We start from the raw sequence: 19908 nt of genomic DNA, 5'->3' as shown, positions 1-19908 counted from the left end.
GGCTAGACCCGGTCGGGGTGCGGCACCGCGACGACGTCGAGTCCGTCGATGTTCGCGAAGTCGGCCGGATTCGCCGTGAACACGGGGAGCCGGTGGGCCATGGCCGTCGCGGCGATCAGAGCGTCGAACGCGCGGGCGGCCGGCTTCCGTCCCCCACGGCGGAGACTCGCCGCGACCGCGCCGAAGGCCCGTGCGGCCGCCGCATCGAAGGGCAGCGGATCGAATGAGGCTTCGGCCTCTTGCAGGCACGCCTGCCGCGCGGCCCGCTCGGCCGGATTGTCGGTGACCAGCGGCCCGACCGAGAGCTCGGCCAGGGTGACCGCGGTGATGACCGGCTCGACCGGCAGGTCGACCGGGTCGAGCCTCGACAGCAGCACGACCAGGTTCGTGTCGAGAACGCCCCGGTTCCGGCGATCCTCCACGGCTAGAGGCTCTGGTCGACCGCGGCGTCCACGTCCTCGCGCAGACGATCGGGGTCGACGGGCGCCAGCCGCCGAAAGCGGTCAACGAGCACGTCCGCCGACAGGGACGGCCGGGGCACCGGCACCAGCTCCGCGACCGGGTGGCCGTCGCGCGTGATGGTCACCCGCTCGCCGGCCGTGACCCGCGCGAGCACGGACGCACCCTGATTGCGCAGGTCGCGCACGGTCGCTTCGCTCATGTGGGCAGGGTATCACCGGTGAGACAGAGGGGTTCCTGGTGCCACACGCACGAAACCGCGGCTCGATCGGGTCGGTCCCCGACCACCACGCTCAGTGGTGGTCGGGGTCCCGGTCGAGCCGCGGTTTCGTGCGGCCCCTGGTCTGGAGAACCTGCAGGTGGCTCAGACGAAGAGCGGGGCCATCTCCCAGGCGCGCTCGAGCTCGCCCATCGCCTCGTCGTCGGGCCGGCCGGGGTGCTCGCTGGCCTTCTCGGCCGCGGCGATCACCAGCGGCAGGATGTGGATGTCACCGACGGTGTTGAGGAAGACGCCCTCGCGCCCGAGCACCCAGGCCACCGCGGTCTCGATCGCCGACGGGTCGCGCAGCGGCTCGTACCAGGTGCTGGCGAACTTGTCGGAGTCGGCGAGCGCCTCGTCCCACGGCGCGCGGGTGATCGACTTGATGGTCTGCATCGCCACCCCGCGCTCCGCGCACAGCGCCGACAGCTCCTCGAAGTCGGCGATGTAGGCGGCGTTGCGGGTCATCGGGAAGTTGTAGGGCAGCAGCACCGAGGCGAAGTCGTACTCGGCCAGCGACCGCAGGTGCTGCCGGGCCACGGTCACGCCGTGCCCGGTGACGCCGATGTTGGCCACCAGCCCCTCGTCCTTGGCCCGGACGGCGGCCTCGAGCGCCCCGCCCTTGGCGAAAGCGGTCTGCCACTCCTGCTCGTCGACCAGGTTGTGCAGCTGGATCAGGTCGAGGTGGTCGGTCCGCAGCCGCTCGAGCGACTGGTTGATCTCGGCCCAGGCCGCCTCGGCCGTCCGCTCGCCGGTCTTGGTGGCCAGGAAGAACTCGTCGCGGTGCTCGGCGACGAAGGGCCCCATCCGCTCCTCGGCGTCGCCGTAGGAGTGCGCGACGTCGAGGTGGTTGATGCCGTGCTGCCGGACCAGGTCGAGCGTCTGGTCGGCCTCGTCCTGGGTGACGGCGCCGAGAGCGGCGGCGCCGAAGATCACCCGGGTGCTGTCGTGCCCGGTGCGCCCGAAGGGCCGGGTCGGGATCTGCGCGGTCATGTCGGCCATTGTGCTCCCACCAGTTCGTCCTCGACATAGCGGTGTCGGGCGGCCAGCGACCCGAGCACCCCGATCAGCACCGCGAGCCCGAGCAGCACCCCCAGCGGGACCGTCCAGGCACCGGTCAGCTCGTGCAGCAGCCCGACGCCGAACGGCCCCACCGAGGCGATCAGATAGCCGATCGACTGGACGAATCCGGAGAGCGCGACGGTGCCCTCGGTGGTCCGGGACCGCTGGCCGAGCACGGCGAGCACCCAGGTGAACACCGTCGACCCGGCGCCGAGCAGCAGCGCCGACAGCCACGGCAGGATGGTCGGCGCCAGCAGCACCCCGAGCCAGCCGAGCGCGGTGACCACGCCGAACCCGATCGGCAGCAGCACCCGATCCCCGGACCACCGGATCAACGCAGGGAGGGCGAGGGTCAGCGGCACCGAGACCCCCGTGACGATGGCCAGCATCAGCGCCGCCTCGCCCGGGTCGAGCCCGCCGTCGACGAGGATCGCCGGGTACCAGCCGAACTGGGCGTAGGCGGTGGCCGACTGCACCGCGAAGAGCAGCGCGAGGGTCCAGGCCAGCCGGGAGCGGGCCAGCGTCCGCAGCGGGGTCCCGCGGCTCGCCCCGGGCGCCGGCCGGTCGCGGATGCTGAGCAGCAGCCAGACCACCAGCGCGGCCCCGCTGACCACGGCCCAGATCCGCAGCCCCGGCCGCCACCCGCCGAGCAGCCCGGCCAGCGGGACGGTGGTCGCCGAGGCCAGGGTCGCCCCGCCGACCAGGAACGCGCCGTAAAGCGCGCTGACCCCGCGGATCCGGTCCGGGAAGTGCCGGCGGGTCAGCCCGGGCAGGATCACGTTGCCCAGCGCGGCACCCGCGGTGGCCAGCGCGGTCACCAGCACGAACGGCCAGGCGGAGCCGAGGGCCGGCCGCAGCAGCAGCCCCGCGGTCAGCGCGAGCATGGCCAGGCCGGCCGTCCGGTGCAGCCCGATCCGGCCGGCGACCGCGTTGGCGGCGAACCCGAAGAGCGCGAAGCAGAGCACCGGCACCGTGGTCAGCACCCCGGCCACCGTGGTCGACATGTCCAGGTCGGCGCGCACCTGCGGGAGCAGCACACCGAGGCTGCCGACCACGATCCGCAGGTTGAGCGCGAGCAGCAGGACGCCGGGCAGCGCCACCGCGGCGGGCAGCCGGGCCGCGGCGCCGCCGCCGTCGGTCCCGTCGGGTCGGTCGACGGGCGGGCTCGGCACCGCGCCAGTCGACCACATCCCGCTGCCGGTCCCTGCGGCGGTGGGGACAGACTGGCGGGGTGGCGACGCAGCACGGGACGACGGACGCACCGCGGCGACCGGCCGGCTCACCCGACCACGACGTGGTCGTCGTCGGCGCCGGGCTGACCGGGCTGGGGGTGGCCGCCCGGCTGCGGGACCGGCTGCCCCGGATCGACGTGGCGATCCTCGAGGCGCGCGCCGACCTCGGCGGCACCTGGGACCTGTTCCGCTATCCCGGGGTGCGCTCCGACTCCGACGCCTTCACCCTGAGCTATCCGTTCCGGCCGTGGCGCAACCCGAACGCGGTCGCCGACGGCGCCGAGATCCTCGACTACCTGTGTCGGACCGCAGCCGACCTCGACCTCGAGCGGCTGATCACCTACCGCACCCGGGTGCTGGCCGCGGACTGGTCGAGCGCCGACCAGTGCTGGTCCCTCACCGTGCGCCGGGCCGACGGCGGCGAGGACGTCCGGACCGCGCGGTTCGTGGTCTTCGGCACCGGCTACTACGCCTACGACCACGGGCACCGACCGCGGTTCGAGGGCGAGGAGGACTTCGCCGGCACCGTCGTCCACCCGCAGTTCTGGCCCGCGGACCTCGACCTCGACGGCAAGCGGGTGGTGATCATCGGCTCGGGCGCCACCGCGGTGACCATCGCGCCGGTGCTGGCCGACCGGACCGCCCGGACCGGGGGCAGTGTGACGATGGTGCAGCGCTCGCCCAGCTGGGTCGTCCCGCTCGGCCGCCGCGACCCGTTCGCCGACCGGTGGCGGCGCCGGCTCCCGCCCGCGACGGCCCACCGGCTGATCCGGACCCGCAACGTCGGCCGGCTCGGGCAGATCTGGCGGCTGTCGCGCTGGCGCCCGCAGCTGGCCAACCGGATGGTCGGCGCGGTGATCGCCCGGCAGCTGCCCGCCGACGTCGTCGCCGCGCACTTCACCCCGCGTTACGACGTCTGGGACCAGCGCGTCTGCGCCACCGTCGACGGCGAGCTGTTCGCCGCGGTCCGCGAGGGCCGGCTGGCCATGCGGACGGACCGGGTCGCGCGGTGGGAGCGCGACGGCGTCCGGCTCGGGTCGGGCGAGCTCGTCCCGGCCGACGTGATCATCACCGCGACCGGTCTCGCGGTCCAGCTGCTCGGCGGCACCAGCGTCCGGGTGGACGGCCGCGAGGTGACCGCCTCGGAGTCGTTGCTGCACCGGGCCGGGCTGGTCGCCGGGGTGCCGAACCTGGTGGCGGTCATCGGCTACGTCAACGCCTCCTGGACGCTGCGCTCGGACCTGCTCGCCCGGCACCTGTGCCGGCTGCTCCGCTTCATGATCAGGAAGGGCTACCGCACGGTCACCGCCGTCCCGCCGAGCAGCGTCCGCCGACAGCCGCTGATGCCGCTCACCGCCGGCTACCTGCTCCGCGCCCGCGACGCGTTGCCGAGCACCGGTGACCGCGGGCCCTGGCGGGTCCGGCAGAGCTACGCGGTCGAGTCGCTCACCCTCGGCCACGGCCGGTTGCGCACCGACCTCGTCTTCGGACGCCCGAGCCGTCCCGCGACCACCCGTCGACCGGTCGGGGCCGCGCGATGACCGCCAACCGGTCCGGGCTGCCCCCGCTCCGCTGGGCCGGGTCGACGGCCCTGGTCACCGGCGCGGCCGGCGGGATGGGCGAGCACCTCGCCCGCGGGCTGGCCGACCGCGGCTGCGCGCTGGTGCTGGCCGACCGGGACACCGACGGGCTGGCCCGGGTGGCCGGCGCGATCCGCCGTGCTCGCCCGGGGATCGAGGTCGACGAGCAGAGCGTCGACCTGTCGCGGCCGCGCGAGTGCCGGGCCCTGGTCGAGGCCGTCCGCGAACGGCACCCGGGGCTCAACCTGGTGTTCAACAACGCCGGCGCCGCGCTGGCCGGTCGGTTCGACGAGCTCTCGGCCGAGGAGTTCGACTGGTTGATCGAGATCAACCTGCGCTCCCCGATCACCATCGTCCGTGGGCTGCTCCCCTCGCTGGTGACCAACCAGAACGCGCACGTGGTCAACACCTCGAGCGTCTTCGGCCTGATCGGGCCGTACGGCCAGTCCGCCTACGCCACCAGCAAGTTCGGTCTGCGCGGGTTCAGCGAGTCGCTGACCCACGAGCTGGCCGAGGTCGGGGTGGGCGTGACCACCGTGTTCCCCGGCGGCATCGCCACCGGCATCGCCCGGAACGCCCGGCTGGCCTCGGCGATCGACACCCCAGAGGCCCGGGCGGCCGTCGCCCGGTTCGACCGCTCGGCGCTGCGCTTCCCGCCCGAGCGGGCCGCGGCGCTGATCCTCGACGCCGCGCAGCGACGCCGTCGCACGCTGCTGATCGGTTCCGACGCCCGGCTGATCGCCCTGCTCTCCCGGGTCGCCCCCGCGCTGTTCCCGGCGGTGCTCAACCGGCTCGGCCGGCGCGGCGCGCGCGCCCTCGACGCCGGCTAGCCCTTCGACAGGCTCAGGGCACGGGTGGGCGGCTCAGGGCACGGGTGGGGCGGCTCAGGGCACGGGTGGGCGGCCCAGGGCCACGTTCCCCCCGCCCTTCGACAGGCTCAGGGCGCGGGTGGGGCGGCTCAGGGCCACGCTTCCCTGCCCTTCGACAGGCTCAGGGCACGGGTGGGCGGCTCAGGGCACGGTGGGCGGCTCAGGGCACGGGTGGGGCGGCTCAGGGCACGAGCTCGATCACGGTGCCCTGGGTTCGGACCCCACCACGGTGCCCTGAGCCTGTCGAAGGGCGATCAGGCGAAGCCGGCGGGCGAACGCAGCCCGGCCATCTCCTCGTCCGAGAGGTCCTCCGAGACCGAGGCCTCGGCACGCTCACGGCTCTGGCCGAGCGAGGTCGCCACGAAGTAGATGACCAGCGCGAACACCGCGACGATCACCGCGTCCCAGTCGTCGGGGAGCAGCTTGAGCGCCCCGTCGCCGTAGTTGCCGACCCAGCCCAGCACGACCAGACCGATCTGCCACGGCCAGAACCAGGCGGCGAACTGCCAACGGGCGTGCGACGCGTCGACGTTCTTGGCCCGCGCCGCACTGGCGATCACGAAGATGATCTGCCCGATCAGCAACCCGAGCACCAGCTTCCAGGTGGCCGCGAATCCGCCCCAGTAGATGATCAGGTTGGCGAAGCAGAAGCCCAGCGGCAGCATCACTTTCGGTGCCGGCACCCGGTAGGGCCGTTGTCGCTCGGGGTCGTTCTTGAGCAGGGCGCCGAGCGCGATCGGGGCGAACGCGTACATGATCGCGGTCGCACCGGTGATCACCGACACCAGCTGCTGCCAGCTCGGGGCCGGGGCGAGGAAGAGCATCCCGAAGATCGTGGCCACGATGATCGACCAGACCGGCACACCCCGCCTGGACACCTTGGTCAGCGCGTCCGGCAGGCCCAGCGCGTAGGAGATCCGGGCGGTGGTGCCGACGTAGATCAAACCGGTGCCTCCGGGCGAGATGATCGCGTCGATGATCAGGATGACCGCCAGCCAGGCGACGCCGGACTGGATGGCCAGCGTGTAGTAGGGGCCGTAGTCGCCGGCGCCGATCGGGTGCGCCCAGCCGTTCTTGAGTAGCTGGCCCGGGTTCAGCGCGCCGACGAAGGCGATCTCCAGACCGATGTAGACGATCGCCCCGATCACCATGGCGAGGATGATCGCGCGGGCCACGTGCTTCTGCGGGTTGACCGACTCGCCGGCCATCTGGGTCGCCTGCTCGAAGCCCTGGAGGGCGAAGACCACGCCGGCGGGCAACGCGGCGAAGATCCCGTGGAAGCCGAAGGGCGCGAACCCGCCGTTGGCGGTGAAGTTGCCCGGGTGGAAGTCGATCAGCAGCAGGGTGACGATGGTCAGCACCGGGACGAACAGCTTCCACAGCACGATGCCGGTGTTGCTGTCCGACAGCCACTTGGCCCCGCCGAGGTTGATGAAGCAGAACAGCACCATGGCCAGCAGACCGATGACGATGCCCTGCAGGGTCAGGGTGCCGTCGCTGTTCACCAGCGGGAAGGTCTTGCTCACCGACCCGATCGAGTTGACGTAGCTGAGCGAGGCCTCCACCTCGAGCGGCGCGATCGCCACCGCCTGGAGATAGGTGGTCCAGCCGGCGGTGAACCCGGCGAACCCGCCGAACGCGTAGTGCGGGTAGCGGCTGGTGCCCCCGGCCACCGGATAGGCGGCGCCGAGATCGGCGTGGATCAGCGCCAGCACCATCAGCATGATCGCCGCCAGCACCCAGGAGACCAGCGATCCGCCGCCGCCGGCGATCCCGGCGGCGGTCAGCGCGCCGAGCAGCCAGCCCGAGCCGATGATCGACCCGAGCGAGACGAAGGTGAGCCCCCAGAAGCCGACCGAGCGCTTGAGCGCGTGGGTCTGGCCCGGCGCGGCCGGCGAGGCGAGTTGGGTCATCGGACCTCCTGAGACAGGCGGGTGGACGCGACGCGGCATCGGACCGCTGGTCCGCACCGCGGCGACCGGCGTGCTGACGCTAGACCTGTCGTGTCCGCCCGAGAAGGGGTCGAGGGCCATCGACACGGCGAGGAAACGTCACGCTCAGCCCCGGCTCAGCCAGCCAACCGGAATCGCCCTTGACCGTAGTTACGTAACTACGTACTCTTGAAACATGACCAACCGGTACGAGGAGCTGGAACGACGGGTGGCCGCCGTCGAACAGGCCCTCGGCCTGGCCGGTCCCGCCGACCCCGCACCGACCGAGCCCACGCTCGATCAGGGCATGTTCTGGATCCTCGAGGGGTTGCGCGCCCGGCTGCCCGAGGGGTCCGCGGGAGCGGTCACCTTCGCCGGCGCGGTCCGCACCGACGACGGCCCCGTCGAGTGGCAGTACGGGCGCGCCACCGACGACCTGCTGGGTCTCGACGACGACAGCCGCGAGCTGGTCACCGAGCGGTTGGCCGCGCTCGGGCACCCGGTGCGGCTGCGGCTGCTGCTCGCGGTGCTCCGCGGGCACCGTACGGCCGCCGCGCTCGCCGAGCTCGACGGGATGGGGACGACCGGGCAGGTCTACCACCACGTCCGGGCGCTGACCGCGGCCGGCTGGCTCAGCGCCGCCGGACGGGGACGGCTGCGGGTTCCCCCCGAACGGGTGGTCCCGCTGCTCACCGTGCTCGCCGCCGCCCTCTGACCCCGGCCGCCTGACGGTCACCTGTCCCGACCGCCTGTCCCGACCGCCACACACCTGCTCATCGACGTTCGTGATCACCCTCCGGTGATCACGACGCGCCCGACCCTGCCCTGCGAAGGAGGAGCTCCGTGTCAACACCGCATCCCGAAGCAACCCCCGCGCCCCCAGCACCCCCGCCCGAACCGGCCGCACCCCGGGTCCGGCGCCGCACCCTGCTGACCGCCGTCGGTCTCGGCGCGGCCGGCGGCCTCGGCCTCGGCGCCGCGGCCTGGCCGGCTCCCGGTCGGCTGCCCGACCGGCAGACCGGCGACGCCGAGCTGGCCGGCACGGCCCGCCGGGTGATCGGCGCCGACCGACCCGCACTGGCCGTGGCCTGGGTGACCCGCGACCGCACCCGCACCACCGTCATCGGTGCCGACGCCGACGACCGGTTCGAGATCGGCTCGATCAGCAAGCCGCTGACCGGTCTGCTGTTCGCCGACCTGATCGCCCGCGGCGTGGTCGCCCCGGACGACCGGCTCGGCGACCGGCTCCCCGGCGTCACCGGTCGCCTGGCCGCGGTCACCCTCGGGCAGCTGGCCAGCCACACCTCCGGGCTCCCGCGGACGCTGACCACGGGCGCCTCGATCGGTCGGGCCTGGTGGGGCACGCTGACCGCGACCAACCCGCACGAGACCACGGTCGCCGACCTGATCAGCTCGGCCGAGCGCACCCCGCTCACCGCGCCGCCCGGGACCTACAGCAACGCCGGCTTCGGCCTGCTCGGCGCGGCCCTGGCCGCCACCGCCGGCCGTCCCTACCCCGCGCTGCTGCGCGAGTGGATCCTCGGGCCGGCCGGGATGCGGGACACGCTGGTGCCGGTGTCGACGGACGAGCTGACGCGGCGCGACCTGCTCGGCGAGACCGCGTCCGGACGCCGCTCGGGTCCCTGGCTGGGCCCGGCCCTCACCCCGGCCGGCGGGGTCCGGTCCGACATCGCCGACATGGCCCGGCTGGCCCGCGGCGCGCTCACCGGCGACCTCCCCGGGGCCGCCGCGATGACGCCGACCCGGCCGTTCCAGGGGCGGGCGCGGATCGGCTGGGCCTGGCTGACCTCGCCGTCCCCGGTCGACCCCGCGTCCCTGGTGCTCTGGCACAACGGCGGCACCGGCGGCTTCAGCTCGTTCCTCGGGGCCGACCGCCGGTCGGGCACCGCCGTGGTCGTGCTGTCCGCCAGCGCCGTCGACGTCACCGAGCGGGGTTTCGCCCTGCTCGCCGATCTGGGAGGACGCCGCTGATGGACACCGTCGGTCTGTTGATCATGATCATCCTCTGGGCGGTCGCCGCGGCCCAGCTCACCGCCCTGCTGGTCCGGGCCTGGTCGCCGCGGCACGGCACCCGCTCGCGACTGGCCGGGGCACTGGTCGCTCTCGACGCCGCCGTCCTGCTGGCGGTGGTCCGGGCGCTCGCGCCCCCGCCCGGCGCGGCGATCACCGGCTGGGCCGTCGCCGCCGCCCTGTTCGGCATCGGGGTGGCCGGGCTCGTGCTCCGCTGGCGACGACTGCCCTGGCTCGCGCCGCGCCGCGCCGACCGCCCGTCCCGCGGACGTTCCGGCCGGGTCGGCGGTGTGGTCGCGGCCGGGGTGCACCTGGCCGTCGGTGCCGCGGTGATCATGGTCCTCGCCTGAGCGGTTCCCGGGGTGCTCTCACCCGCCGTTCATCGCGATCTTGATCCGCAGACAGCGGGCTTGCCTCGCCGGGAGGGTGGCGACGTAGGCTCGGGGCGTTCACGCTCCTCGGGGGAGGACCGGCTCGGGGCCCGGCCGCGGAACGACCACCCGGCACCGCCGCCACCCACCTCCCCTGCCTCGATCCCCCACCGCACCGGCGTCCTCCGAGGCCGCCCAGGTGGCCGGGATCCCGATCAAGGAGCCCCACCGTGATCACCCGCCGCACCCTGCTGTCCTCCGCCCTGTCGTCCGCCGCGCTGCTGTCGGCCACCGCCGTCGGCGGGACCGCGCTCGGTCTCCCCAGCGCCGCCGCCGCCGTCCGCAGGCTCCCGGTCGACCTGGTCCACCGCCGTCGCGGGAAGACCGTCTACGCCGTGGTCTCCGGGATCGACCGGGCCAGCGGCCGCTGGTTCTTCCTGGCCGCCGACGGCCGGACGAAGATCTTCGCCGACCGTGACGCCGCCCCGATGACCCCGCTCGGACGCTCGGTGGCGATCAAGCTCGCCGCCGCGGGCCGACCCCGCCGGATCGTCGTGCCCCCGATGGACAGCGGGCGGATCTCGTTCTCGGTCGACCGACCGCTGCAGTTCTTCGTCAACCCGGGCGGCGGGGTCGCCACCCCCTCGGTGACCAACCCCTCCGACCCCAACCGGTCCCTCGACTGGGGCTTCTGCGAGCTCAGCCTCGACCGGTTCGGGTTGTACGCCAACATCAGCTTCGTCGACTTCGTCGGGCTGCCGATCGGGTTGCGGCTCCGCACCCCGGGCGGCACCCAGACCGTCGGCGGTCTGCGTCGCGACGGGCTCGCCCGGATCGCCGCCGGGCTGCGCCGCCAGGGGTCGCGCGAGGGCAGCGGCTGGGGCCGACTGGTGGTGACCGAGCGCGGCCGGCCGCTGCGCGTGCTCAGCCCCAACCTGGCCGCGGTCGGCGGCCCCGATCCGCTGGCCGGCTATCTCGACCCCTACATCGCGCAGGTCTGGCGGCACTACCGCAGCCACGACCTGGTGATCGACACCCAGTCGGCCTGGGGCCGGGTGACCGGCCGAGTCGGGGCCGACGGGCTGCTCCGGTTCCGCGGGGTGGGCAGCTTCCGCCGGCCGAGCAGCGCGGCGGTGTTCAACTGCAGCACCGCGCCGTTCGCCACCAGCAACGACGCGATGGGCAACGTCAGCGCCCGGCTCGCCGCCGCGCTCAACCGCACCACCCTGCTGGCCAACGCGCGGCAGCCCGACGTCACCGCCGGCCGCTTCTACCGGACCGCCCGGACCAACCACTACGCCCGGCTCGTGCACGCCAACACCGCCGGCGGCGCCGGGTACGCGTTCCCCTACGACGACGTCCACGGCGGCGGCTTCAACGCCGAGGGCCGGGTGGTGGCCCCCAAGCCGACGCTGCTGACGATCACCGTGGGCTGACGCCACCGGGGGCTGACCGGCGGGTCCGGCCCTGGGCCGGCCCACTAGCCTCGGGGGGTGGCAGCAGACGACGCACCGGACGGGCACGACCGGCCGGGCGGCAGCCGCCCGGCCCGCGACGTCCCGCTGCCGATCGCGGACCACGGGCTGATCGGCGACTTGCGAACCGCGGCCCTGGTGGGCAGCGACGGGACCATCGACTGGTTCTGCGCACGCCGGTTCGACGCCCCCAGCGTGTTCGCCGCCCTGCTCGACGACGAGCGTGGTGGCGCCTGGCGGCTCAGCACCCGGGACGACCCGGACCGCACCCAGCAGTTCTACTTCCCGGACTCGGCGATCCTGATCACCCGGTTCCTGACCGCCGAGGGCGTGGCCGAGGTCCACGACTTCATGCCGGTGCTCAGGCCGCACGACACCGAGCACCGCCAGCGGCTGGTCCGCCGGGTGGTCGGGGTCCGCGGCAAGACCGCGCTGCGGACGGTGGTCGCGGCCCGCCCCGGCTACGGGCACGAGCACCCCGAGACCGAGCAGACCGACGACGGCGTGCTGATCGGCACGACGTCCGTGCGGCTCGGGCTGAGCGCCACCGTCCCGCTGCAGACCACCGACGGCGACGTCACCGCCGACTTCGCGCTCTCCGAGGGCGAGAGCGCCCTGTTCGTGCTCGAGGTGCTCGACGAGGACCAGCCGGTGGCCGCCTGCGACCCCGACGACACCCACGAGCTCTTCGACGCCACCTCGCGGTTCTGGCGGAGCTGGCTGGCGCAGTCGACCTACACCGGGCGCTGGCGCGAGACCGTCCAGCGCTCGGCGCTCACCCTCAAGCTGCTCACCCACGAGCCGACCGGCGCGGTGATCGCGGCGCCGACCACCAGCCTGCCCGAGGTGATCGGCGGCAACCGCAACTGGGACTACCGCTACGTGTGGATCCGCGACGCCGCGTTCACGCTCTACGCCCTGCTCCACCTCGGGTTCACCGACGAGGCCGGCGCGTTCATGACCTGGCTGTCGGAGCGGATCGGCCAGGACCCCAAGGCCGACGGCGACCTCGGTCCGCTGCGGGTGCTCTACGACATCGACGGCAACGCCCCCGACGGTGAGCACGCGCTCGACCACCTGCGCGGCTACGCCGGCTCCCGCCCGGTGCGGGTCGGCAACGCCGCCGTCGACCAGCTGCAGCTCGACATCTACGGCGAGCTGATCGACTCGGTCTACCTGTTCAACAAGTACGGGCCCGGGATCAGCGCGGACGCCTGGAACGACCTGACGCGCGCGCTCGAGTGGCTGATGGAGCACTGGGACGCGCCCGACGCCGGCATGTGGGAGATCCGCGGCGACCCGCAGCCGCACACCGTCTCGCGGCTGATGTGCTGGGTGGCGGTCGAACGCATGATCAGGATCGCCCGGCAGCGCGGCCTCCCCGGCGACCTGAGTCACTGGACCGAGGTACGCGACCGGATCTACCGGCGGGTGATGGACGACTGCTGGAACCCCGACCTTTGCGCGTTCGTGGCCCGCGAGGGCGGCGACAGCCTCGACGCCGGGGTCCTGCTGATGCCGATGCTCAAGTTCGTCGCGCCCAACGATCCCCGCTTCGTCTCGACGCTCCGGGCGATCGAGGACCGGTTGGTCAGCGACTCGCTGGTCTTCCGCTACGACCCGCAGGAGACCCCCGACGGGCTCGACGACGACGAGCTCGAGGGGACCTTCTCGCTCTGTTCCTTCTGGTACGTCGAGGCGCTGACCCGGGTCGGCCGGCTGGACGAGGCGCAGCTCGCACTGGAGAAGATGTTCACCTACGCCAACCACCTCGGCCTGTACGCCGAGCAGATCGGGATGACCGGGGAGCAGCTCGGCAACTTCCCGCAGGCCTTCACCCACCTGGCGTTGATCAGCGCGGCGACCAACCTGGACCGCAAGCTCGCCTGACCCGTCGGACCGGTCGCCGTCGACCGTCCCGGAGCCGCCTTCCTGGGAGGAATCCGCACTGACGAGGCACGATGCCCGGGTCGGGGCTACGGTAGGGAAGTGATCCGCGGGGCGGCGTTCGACCTCGACGGGGTGGCGACCCTGCTGCGACGCCGACTGTTCGGCGTGGGCGTGAACCCGGTGATCGCCCTGGGCGACAGCCGTCCGGTGGCCATCGAGCTGCACGACACCACCCCGGAGCGGCAGCTCGACGTCGGCCGGATCATGACCGTGCTCCGCACCATCCGGCTCGAGCTGGGCGTGATCGACGTCCCGCTGATCTTCGAGCTGCCGCTCGAACGGCTGGCCGATCTGCCCCCCGCCGACGGGCTGAGCCGTCGGGCGCTGGTGGTGGCCGTCGACGCCGACGCGGTGCTCGTTCGCCCGGCCACCGCGCTGCGGGCGATCGCCGACGTCCGCGACCGCGGCTGGGAGGTCGGGCTGGCCGGGGTCGGACGGACACCGCGCTCGCTGCCCGCGGTGACGGTGGTCGAGCCGGGCGTGATCATGCTCGACGCCGGGCTGCTCGCTCCCGGACCGGGGGCGGAGCTGCTGATCGAGACGCTGACCATGATCACGGCGGTCACCCAGGCCAACGGCGCCGCGGTGCTGGCCACCGGGGTGGACACGCCGGAGCGACGGTCCACCGCGGTCCGAATCGGGGCGACGCTCGCCGTGGGCGGGGCCGCCCGTCCGACGATGGCCCCGCTGCCGGCCGACCTGGACAGCTCGATCGGGTTGTTCGTGCCGCCCCCGCGGCTGGATCCCGGGGTGGGCATCTACGAGCTCGCCGCCCGTCGGCACGACCATCGACTCAGCACCAAGCCGATGCTGGTCGACCTCAGCCGCCACCTCGAGCACACCGCGATGACCTCGGGCGCCACCACGATGGTGCTGGCCGCCTTCCAGCACGCGCGCAACGTCGGCCGCACCACCGCGGCCCGGTTCGCTCGGCTGCGGCAGAACGACGTCCAGACGGTGATGGCGGCCCGCGGACTCCGCGAGGCGCCGTCGGAGCTGGTGATCGGCATCGAGCGGGGCGACACCCTGATCGACGAGTGGATCCTGCTGGTGCTCGGGCCGGCAGGCACCGCGCTGCTCGCCGCCCGCGACCGCAAGAACCTGGTGCTCCGTGACCGCGACCGCGCGTTCGACTGGGTGCTCAGCTACGACCGCGACCTGGCCGCGCACGCCGCCCGCAGCCTGCTGCTCCGCTCCGCCGCCTGACCTCGCTAGCCTTCCCGGTCGTGATCACGGTGGTGGGTGCGGTGCTGACCGACGACCTCGACCGGCCGCGCACGGTGCTGGCCGCCCGCCGCACCCGCCCGCCGGCGCTGGCCGGGCGCTGGGAGTTCCCCGGCGGCAAGCAGGAGGAGGGCGAGACCCCGCAGGCTGCGCTGGCCCGCGAGCTCGCCGAGGAGCTCGGGCTCACCGCGGTCCGGATCGGCGCCGAGGTGGTGGCCGCGGACGGCGGCGGCTGGCCGATCGGGCCCCGGCACCTGCTCCGGCTGTTCCTGGCCGTGACCGACGACCAACCTGCGCCGCGCGACGGGTCGCACGACGCGCTCCGCCGGCTCGACGCCGCCGACCTCGACAGCGTCGACTGGCTGGACAGCGACGCCGCCGCGGTCGAGGCCGTCCGCCGGCTGCTCAGCGTCTGAGCCCCCGCGGCCGGGTCAGGCGTTCCTGATCGCCGCGACCTGCTCGAGCCCGAGCTCGGTCACCGAGGTCTCGCGCATCTCGACCTTGCGGACCTTGCCGGTGACGGTCATCGGGAAGCCGTCGACGATCTTGACGTAACGCGGGATCTTGTAGTGCGCCAGCCGCCCGCTGCAGAAGGCACGCAGGCTCTCGGCGGTCAGCGGCTCGGCGCCGTCGCGCAGCTGCACCCAGGCCATCAGCTCCTCGCCGTAGCGCTCGTCGGGGACCCCGATCACCTGCGCATCGACCACGTCGGGGTGGGTGTAGAGGAACTCCTCGACCTCGCGCGGGTAGACGTTCTCGCCGCCGCGGATGACCAGGTCCTTGATCCGCCCGACGATGTTGAGGTAGCCGTCGCTGTCCATGGTGGCCAGGTCGCCGGTGTGCATCCACCGCGCGGCGTCGATCACCTCGGCGGTCTTGTCGGGTTCGTTCCAGTAGCCGAGCATCACCGAGTAGCCGCGGGTGCACAGCTCGCCCGTCTCCCCGCGCGGCACGGTCAGTCCGGTCTCGGCATCGACGATCTTGACCTCGAGGTGCGGGTGCACCCGGCCCACGGTGGCGGTCCGGCGCTCGAGGTCGTCGTCCGCGCCGGTCTGGGTGGAGACCGGGGACGTCTCGGTCATCCCGTAGCAGATGGTCACCTCGGTCATCCCCATCTCGTCGACCACCCGCTTCATCACCTCGACCGGGCACGGCGACCCGGCCATGATCCCGGTGCGCAGGCTGGACAGGTCGTAGTCGGCGAAGTCGGGCAGCCCGAGCTCGGCGATGAACATCGTGGGTACGCCGTACAACGAGGTGCAGCGCTCCTGCTGGACGGCCCGCAGGGTGGCGGACGGGTCGAAGCCGGCCGCCGGGATGATCATGGTCGAGCCGTGGCTGACGCAGCCCAGGTTGCCCATCCCCATCCCGAAGCAGTGGTAGTAGGGCACCGGGATGCAGACCCGGTCGGCCTCGGTGTAGCCGCACCCCTCGCCGACGAAGAAGCCGTTGTTGAGCAGGTTGTGGTGGGTGAGGGTCGCCCCCTTCGGGAAACCGGTCGTGCCCGACGTGTACTGGATGTTGATCGGGTCGTCGGCCGACAGCTCGGCCTCGCGCCGGGCCAGCAGCGACCGGTCGGCCGCCCGGCCGGTGGCGAGCAGCTGCTGCCAGGCCTCGTCGCCCAGGAAGAGCACCTCGCGGAGCTCGGGGCAGTCGTCGCGCACCTGGTCGACCATCGCCCGGTAGTCGCTGGTCTTGAACTCGGGTGCACTGACCAGCACCGAGATGCCCGACTGGCGGAGCACGTAGGCGAGCTCGTGGGTCCGGTAGGCCGGGTTGATGTTGACCATGATCGCGCCGAGCTTGGCGGTGCCGAACTGGACGAACACCCACTCGGCGCAGTTCGGCGCCCAGATGCCCACGCGGTCGCCCTTGGCCACCCCGAGGGCGTCGAGCCCGAGCGCGCAGGCGTCGACCTCGGCGACCAGCTCGGGATAGCTCCAACGTCGCCCGGTGGCGCACTCGACCAGCGCCTCGTGGTCGCCGACCCGGGCCGCGGTGCGGTCGAGGGTGGCGCCGATGGTGTCGCCGAGCAGCGGGACGGCCGAGGTCCCGCTCGCGTACGACGGGACGGCGGGCTGCGCGGGTGCGCTCTGGGTCATCGGCGACTCCTCACGACGGGCCCGCCGACCGGCGGGCCGTGGTGGTCAGATCATGCCAGCCGAGCCCCGCGTCAGTCGCGTGCGGTGATCGTCCAGGCGGCGGTGTGCGCACCGCCGGGGGCGAGCCGGACCAGACCGGCGCCGGGGTTGAAGGGGTGGTCGTTGTAGGCGTCGGGGGCGCAGGTCATCGGCTCGACGGCCAGTCCGATCCGGCTGAGCGCCGGGTCGTCGAGGTCGGCGGTGTGCACCTGCACCCACGGGCACTCGGGGCCGAAGCTCATCGCGACGCCGGGTCCGCCGGTGGTGCGCACCTCGACGGTGGCCCGGCCGTCCGCGTCGCGGTCGAGCGCGGTGAAGGCGTGGTCGACGAAGGTGTTGCCGATCGTCCGTCCCGCGGTGAAGTCGAGGGCCCCGCCGTCGTGCTCCTCGACCGGTTCCAGCCCGGTGGGCACCAGCCGGTCGGGAGTCACCGTCAGCACCCGGTGCGCGGGGAGCGTCAGCGTCCAGTCGTCGACCCGGCCGGGACCGGCCACCAGGTACGGGTGCGGCCCGGTGCCCCACGGCGCGTCGACCGTCCCCAGGTTCGTGCCGGTGACCGTGCTGGTCAGCCCGTCGGGGCCGAGCGCGAAGGTGACCGCGACCGAGACCGGGAAGGGATAGCCCTGCTGCGCGGGCAGGTGGGTGATCAGGCCCACCCGGTCGTCGGCCAGCTCGGTGGCGGTGAAGTCGGCCCAGGCCACCAGCCCGTGCAGGGCGTGCCCGCGGGCCGGTTCGGTGAGCGCGAGCTGGTGCTCGGTGCCGTCGAAGGCGTAGCGACCGTCGGTGACCCGGTTGGGCCAGGGCGCCAGGGTCGCCCCGCGATAGGCCGGGCGCAACACGTCGGCGTCGAAGGGGACCACGAGGTCGCGGTCGGCCGCGGTGCCGGGGTCGTGGCGGACGAGCCGGCGCAGGGAGGCGCCGACCGAGGCGATCACCGCGGTGTAGCCGTGGCCGTGCAGCTCGTACTGGTGACCGGACAGGGGCGTCATCGGGCTGTCTCCTCCCCCGCCTCGCGCAGACGGGCGTCGCCGAGCACCTCGACGAGGGTGTCGTAGAGGCCGGGCGGTCCGGCCACGATCCAGTTGCCGCGGGTCAGCGCGTCCCCGACCAGGTAGTCGTTGACCCGCCCGCCGGCCGCCTGCACCACGGCGATCCCGCCGAGGCAGTCGTAGGAGTTCATGTGCGACTCGACCAGCCCGACCAGCCGGCCGGCGGCGACGTCGCAGAGCCCGAGGGCACCGGAGCCGTTGCGGACGAACATCCCGCCGCCGCGGAGGAGCCGGTCGAGCACCGGCACGACGTACTCGGGCGCGGCCCGGCTGGAGTGCCCCAGATAGGTGAGCCCGTCGGTCAGCCGGTCGGCGTCGCGGACCCGGATCGGCCGGTCGTTGAGCGTCGCGGGGACGCCGTGCCCGCCGACGAACAGCTCGCCGGCGGCCGGGGCGTTGACCAGCCCGAAGGCCAGCCTGCCCCGGCTGACCACGCCGATCGACACGCACCAGGTGGGGAAGCCGAGGGTGAAGGGCTGGGTCCCGTCGATCGGGTCCACCACCCAGACGTGGTCGGTGTCCTCGAGCGCGGCGGCCCCGGTCTCCTCGCCGAGGAAGCCGTCGTCGGGGTAGGCGGCGGCGAGCCGTTCCTTGATCAGCTTCTCGACGGCCACGTCGGCCTCGCTGACCAGGTCCTGCGGACCCTTGAGGCTGACGTCGAGGCTGCCGACCCGCTCGGCGTAGGACAGCGCGAGCGCACCCGCCTCGGTGATCAGCTCACGGGCGAACGCCAGCCGCTCGGCGACGTCGGGGGTGGCCGCTCCGGCTCCGGTGGTCGGTTCGCTCACAGCCGCGCGGCCAGCCGGTGGTAGGCGGCGCTCCAGCGCAGCTCGTCGCGGAACCGGCGCGGGGTGGTGTCGGCGTCGATCACCACCAGCTCGGTGCCGAGGATCTCGGCCAGGTCGGCGATCTCCTCGGTGCCGATGGCCTCGGACAGCACGGTGTGGTGCGGGCCGCCGGCGCTGATCCAGCACTCGGCCGAGGTGGGCAGGTCGGGCTTGGGCTCCCAGACCGCGCGCGCCACCGGCAGCTTGGGCAGCGGCTCGTCCGACGGCGTCACCTCGATCTCGTTGAGCACCAGCCGGAACCGGTCCCCCAGGTCGCAGATGCCGAGCACGACGCCGTCGCCGGGGCGGGCGTCGAAGACCAGCCGGACCGGGTCCTCGCGGTTGCCGATGCCCAGCGGGTGGATCTCGACCCGCGGCTTCGCCGCCGCGATCGAGGGGCAGACCTCGAGCATGTGCGCGCCGAGGATCTTCTGCCGGCCCGGGCCGAGGTGGTACGTGTAGTCCTCCATGAACGAGGTCGGCCCGCCCTCGGGGGTCATCGCCTTGATCGTGTGCAGCATGACCGAGGTCTTCCAGTCGCCCTCGCCGCCGAAGCCGTAGCCCTCGGCCATCAGCCGCTGGACGGCCATCCCAGGCAGCTGCCGGAGCCCGCCGAGGTCCTCGAAGTTGGTGGTGAAGGCACCGAAGCCGCCCTCGGTGAGGAAGCTCCGCAGCCCGGCCTCGATCTTCGCGCTGTAGCGCAGCGACTCGTGCCGGTCGCCACCCGGCCGCAGCTCGGACACCACCTCGTAGCTGTCGAGGTAGTCGTCGACCAGCTCGTCGACCTGCGCGTCGGTGGTGGCGTCGACCCGCTCGACGAGGTCGTTGACCCCCCAGGTGTTGACCGAGACGCCGAGCCGCAGCTGGGCCTCGACCTTGTCGCCCTCGGTGACCGCGACGTCGCGCATGTTGTCGCCGAACCGGGCCAGCTTGAGCGAGCGGACGGCCGCGGCCCCGAGCGCCGCCCGCTGCCAGGAGGTGATCCTGGCCAGCACCCGCGAGTCACCGGCGAACCCGACCACGGTCTTGCGGGGCACCCCGAGCCGGGTCTGGATGTAGCCGAACTCGCGGTCGCCGTGCGCGGCCTGGTTGAGGTTCATGAAGTCCATGTCGATCTCGGACCACGGCAGCGACTCGTTCGCCTGGGTGTGCAGGTGCAGCAACGGGGTGCGCAGCGCGTCCAGGCCGGTGATCCACATCTTGGCCGGGCTGAAGGTGTGCATCCAGGCGATCAGCCCGATGCAGTCGGGGTCGGCGTTCGCCTCGAGCATCACCCGGTGGATGTCGCCGGCGCTGGTCAGCACCGGCTTCCAGACCACCGGCACCGGCAGCCCGCCCTCGGACAACCGCTCGACGATCTGCCGGGACTGCTGCTCGACCTGGGCGACGACCTCGGGGCCGTAGAGACCCTGGCTACCGGTGAGGAACCAGCACGTGGCGGGCATCGG

Annotated in this window: 18 protein-coding genes; 9 read left to right on the top strand and 9 right to left on the bottom strand. The window is 73.4% G+C overall.

Annotated elements, in window-relative coordinates; genetic code table 11:
- Positions 1 to 2 precede the first annotated feature (2 nt).
- The 4 genes from FHX74_RS08845 to FHX74_RS08830 form a co-directional block, all read right to left on the bottom strand.
- The gene (locus FHX74_RS08845; protein ID WP_182559675.1) at positions 3 to 422 is read right to left on the bottom strand and encodes a type II toxin-antitoxin system VapC family toxin; all 420 of its coding nucleotides are present in this window, start codon (positions 420 to 422) and stop codon (positions 3 to 5) included.
- Between the two features lie 2 nt (positions 423 to 424).
- Positions 425 to 661: a type II toxin-antitoxin system Phd/YefM family antitoxin gene (locus tag FHX74_RS08840; protein WP_182559674.1), complete on the bottom strand. Its 237-nt coding sequence runs from the start codon at positions 659 to 661 to the stop codon at positions 425 to 427.
- A gap of 162 nt (positions 662 to 823) precedes the next feature.
- Positions 824 to 1711, bottom strand: coding sequence for an aldo/keto reductase (locus FHX74_RS08835; protein ID WP_182559673.1), 888 nt, complete (start codon positions 1709 to 1711; stop codon positions 824 to 826).
- Positions 1708 to 2952 (bottom strand): MFS transporter, encoded by a 1245-nt coding sequence (locus FHX74_RS08830; RefSeq protein WP_182559672.1) that lies wholly within the window; start codon positions 2950 to 2952, stop codon positions 1708 to 1710. The genes FHX74_RS08835 and FHX74_RS08830 overlap by 4 nt, the downstream gene beginning before the upstream one ends.
- A 59-nt stretch (positions 2953 to 3011) precedes the next feature.
- Between FHX74_RS08830 and FHX74_RS08825 the strand changes: the two genes are divergently transcribed.
- Positions 3012 to 4553: a flavin-containing monooxygenase gene (locus FHX74_RS08825; RefSeq protein ID WP_182559671.1), complete on the top strand. Its 1542-nt coding sequence runs from the start codon at positions 3012 to 3014 to the stop codon at positions 4551 to 4553.
- Complete coding sequence (locus FHX74_RS08820) at positions 4550 to 5422, top strand: SDR family NAD(P)-dependent oxidoreductase (protein WP_182559670.1); 873 nt, start codon at positions 4550 to 4552, stop codon at positions 5420 to 5422. The genes FHX74_RS08825 and FHX74_RS08820 overlap by 4 nt, the downstream gene beginning before the upstream one ends.
- A gap of 293 nt (positions 5423 to 5715) precedes the next feature.
- Here FHX74_RS08820 and FHX74_RS08815 read toward each other — a convergent pair whose 3' ends face one another.
- A complete protein-coding gene (locus FHX74_RS08815) occupies positions 5716 to 7374 on the bottom strand; it encodes an APC family permease (RefSeq protein WP_182559669.1) in 1659 nt (552 codons plus the stop codon).
- Positions 7375 to 7588: 214 nt separating this feature from the next.
- Between FHX74_RS08815 and FHX74_RS08810 the strand changes: the two genes are divergently transcribed.
- The 7 genes from FHX74_RS08810 to FHX74_RS08780 all read left to right on the top strand — a co-directional run bounded on the left by FHX74_RS08810 (position 7589) and on the right by FHX74_RS08780 (position 14859).
- Complete coding sequence (locus tag FHX74_RS08810) at positions 7589 to 8107, top strand: helix-turn-helix domain-containing protein (protein WP_182559668.1); 519 nt, start codon at positions 7589 to 7591, stop codon at positions 8105 to 8107.
- A gap of 128 nt (positions 8108 to 8235) precedes the next feature.
- On the top strand, positions 8236 to 9384 hold the full coding sequence (locus FHX74_RS08805; RefSeq protein WP_182559667.1) for a serine hydrolase domain-containing protein: 1149 nt from the start codon (positions 8236 to 8238) through the stop codon (positions 9382 to 9384).
- The gene (locus FHX74_RS08800; RefSeq protein WP_182559666.1) at positions 9384 to 9773 is read left to right on the top strand and encodes a hypothetical protein; all 390 of its coding nucleotides are present in this window, start codon (positions 9384 to 9386) and stop codon (positions 9771 to 9773) included. The genes FHX74_RS08805 and FHX74_RS08800 overlap by 1 nt, the downstream gene beginning before the upstream one ends.
- A gap of 251 nt (positions 9774 to 10024) precedes the next feature.
- Positions 10025 to 11230 (top strand): beta-1,3-glucanase family protein, encoded by a 1206-nt coding sequence (locus FHX74_RS08795; protein WP_182559665.1) that lies wholly within the window; start codon positions 10025 to 10027, stop codon positions 11228 to 11230.
- Between the two features lie 57 nt (positions 11231 to 11287).
- Entirely contained in the window at positions 11288 to 13159 is a 1872-nt protein-coding gene (locus FHX74_RS08790) for a glycoside hydrolase family 15 protein (RefSeq protein WP_182559664.1), read from the top strand.
- Between the two features lie 99 nt (positions 13160 to 13258).
- Positions 13259 to 14425, top strand: a complete 1167-nt coding sequence (locus tag FHX74_RS08785; protein WP_182559663.1) for an EAL domain-containing protein — start codon at positions 13259 to 13261, stop codon at positions 14423 to 14425.
- A gap of 20 nt (positions 14426 to 14445) precedes the next feature.
- Positions 14446 to 14859 carry an NUDIX domain-containing protein gene (locus tag FHX74_RS08780; protein ID WP_182559662.1) on the top strand — a complete coding sequence of 138 codons (414 nt, stop codon included), beginning with the start codon at positions 14446 to 14448 and terminating at the stop codon, positions 14857 to 14859.
- A 15-nt stretch (positions 14860 to 14874) separates the two neighbouring features.
- On the opposite strand, the gene FHX74_RS08775 is transcribed toward FHX74_RS08780, so the two are convergent.
- The 4 genes from FHX74_RS08775 to araA form a co-directional block, all read right to left on the bottom strand.
- Positions 14875 to 16545: an AMP-binding protein gene (locus FHX74_RS08775; RefSeq protein ID WP_182559661.1), complete on the bottom strand. Its 1671-nt coding sequence runs from the start codon at positions 16543 to 16545 to the stop codon at positions 14875 to 14877.
- Between the two features lie 71 nt (positions 16546 to 16616).
- The gene (locus FHX74_RS08770) at positions 16617 to 17573 is read right to left on the bottom strand and encodes an aldose 1-epimerase family protein (protein ID WP_182559660.1); all 957 of its coding nucleotides are present in this window, start codon (positions 17571 to 17573) and stop codon (positions 16617 to 16619) included.
- The gene (locus FHX74_RS08765) at positions 17570 to 18421 is read right to left on the bottom strand and encodes an inositol monophosphatase family protein (protein WP_182559659.1); all 852 of its coding nucleotides are present in this window, start codon (positions 18419 to 18421) and stop codon (positions 17570 to 17572) included. The genes FHX74_RS08770 and FHX74_RS08765 overlap by 4 nt, the downstream gene beginning before the upstream one ends.
- On the bottom strand, positions 18418 to 19905 hold the full coding sequence (gene araA / locus FHX74_RS08760; protein ID WP_182559658.1) for an L-arabinose isomerase: 1488 nt from the start codon (positions 19903 to 19905) through the stop codon (positions 18418 to 18420). Before araA ends, FHX74_RS08765 begins: the two co-directional genes overlap by 4 nt.
- Between the last annotated feature and the right edge of the window lie 3 nt (positions 19906 to 19908).

It is taken from the genome of Microlunatus kandeliicorticis (assembly GCF_014137855.1).
Classification (GTDB): Bacteria; Actinomycetota; Actinomycetes; order Propionibacteriales; family Propionibacteriaceae; genus Microlunatus; species Microlunatus kandeliicorticis.
The sequence above is the reverse complement of the archived record's forward strand: the minus strand, read 5'-3'. Positions and strand labels throughout refer to the sequence as shown.

What these genes read in the sequence shown, in the direction of transcription:
- FHX74_RS08840 (WP_182559674.1), bottom strand. Translation starts at nt 661, where the DNA reads ATGAGCGAAGCGACCGTGCGCGACCTGCGCAATCAGGGTGCGTCCGTG.
- FHX74_RS08835 (WP_182559673.1), bottom strand. Translation starts at nt 1,711, where the DNA reads ATGACCGCGCAGATCCCGACCCGGCCCTTCGGGCGCACCGGGCACGAC.
- FHX74_RS08820 (WP_182559670.1), top strand. Translation starts at nt 4,550, where the DNA reads ATGACCGCCAACCGGTCCGGGCTGCCCCCGCTCCGCTGGGCCGGGTCG.
- FHX74_RS08815 (WP_182559669.1), bottom strand. Translation starts at nt 7,374, where the DNA reads ATGACCCAACTCGCCTCGCCGGCCGCGCCGGGCCAGACCCACGCGCTC.
- FHX74_RS08810 (WP_182559668.1), top strand. Translation starts at nt 7,589, where the DNA reads ATGACCAACCGGTACGAGGAGCTGGAACGACGGGTGGCCGCCGTCGAA.
- FHX74_RS08800 (WP_182559666.1), top strand. Translation starts at nt 9,384, where the DNA reads ATGGACACCGTCGGTCTGTTGATCATGATCATCCTCTGGGCGGTCGCC.
- FHX74_RS08775 (WP_182559661.1), bottom strand. Translation starts at nt 16,545, where the DNA reads ATGACCCAGAGCGCACCCGCGCAGCCCGCCGTCCCGTCGTACGCGAGC.
- FHX74_RS08770 (WP_182559660.1), bottom strand. Translation starts at nt 17,573, where the DNA reads ATGACGCCCCTGTCCGGTCACCAGTACGAGCTGCACGGCCACGGCTAC.
- araA (WP_182559658.1), bottom strand. Translation starts at nt 19,905, where the DNA reads ATGCCCGCCACGTGCTGGTTCCTCACCGGTAGCCAGGGTCTCTACGGC.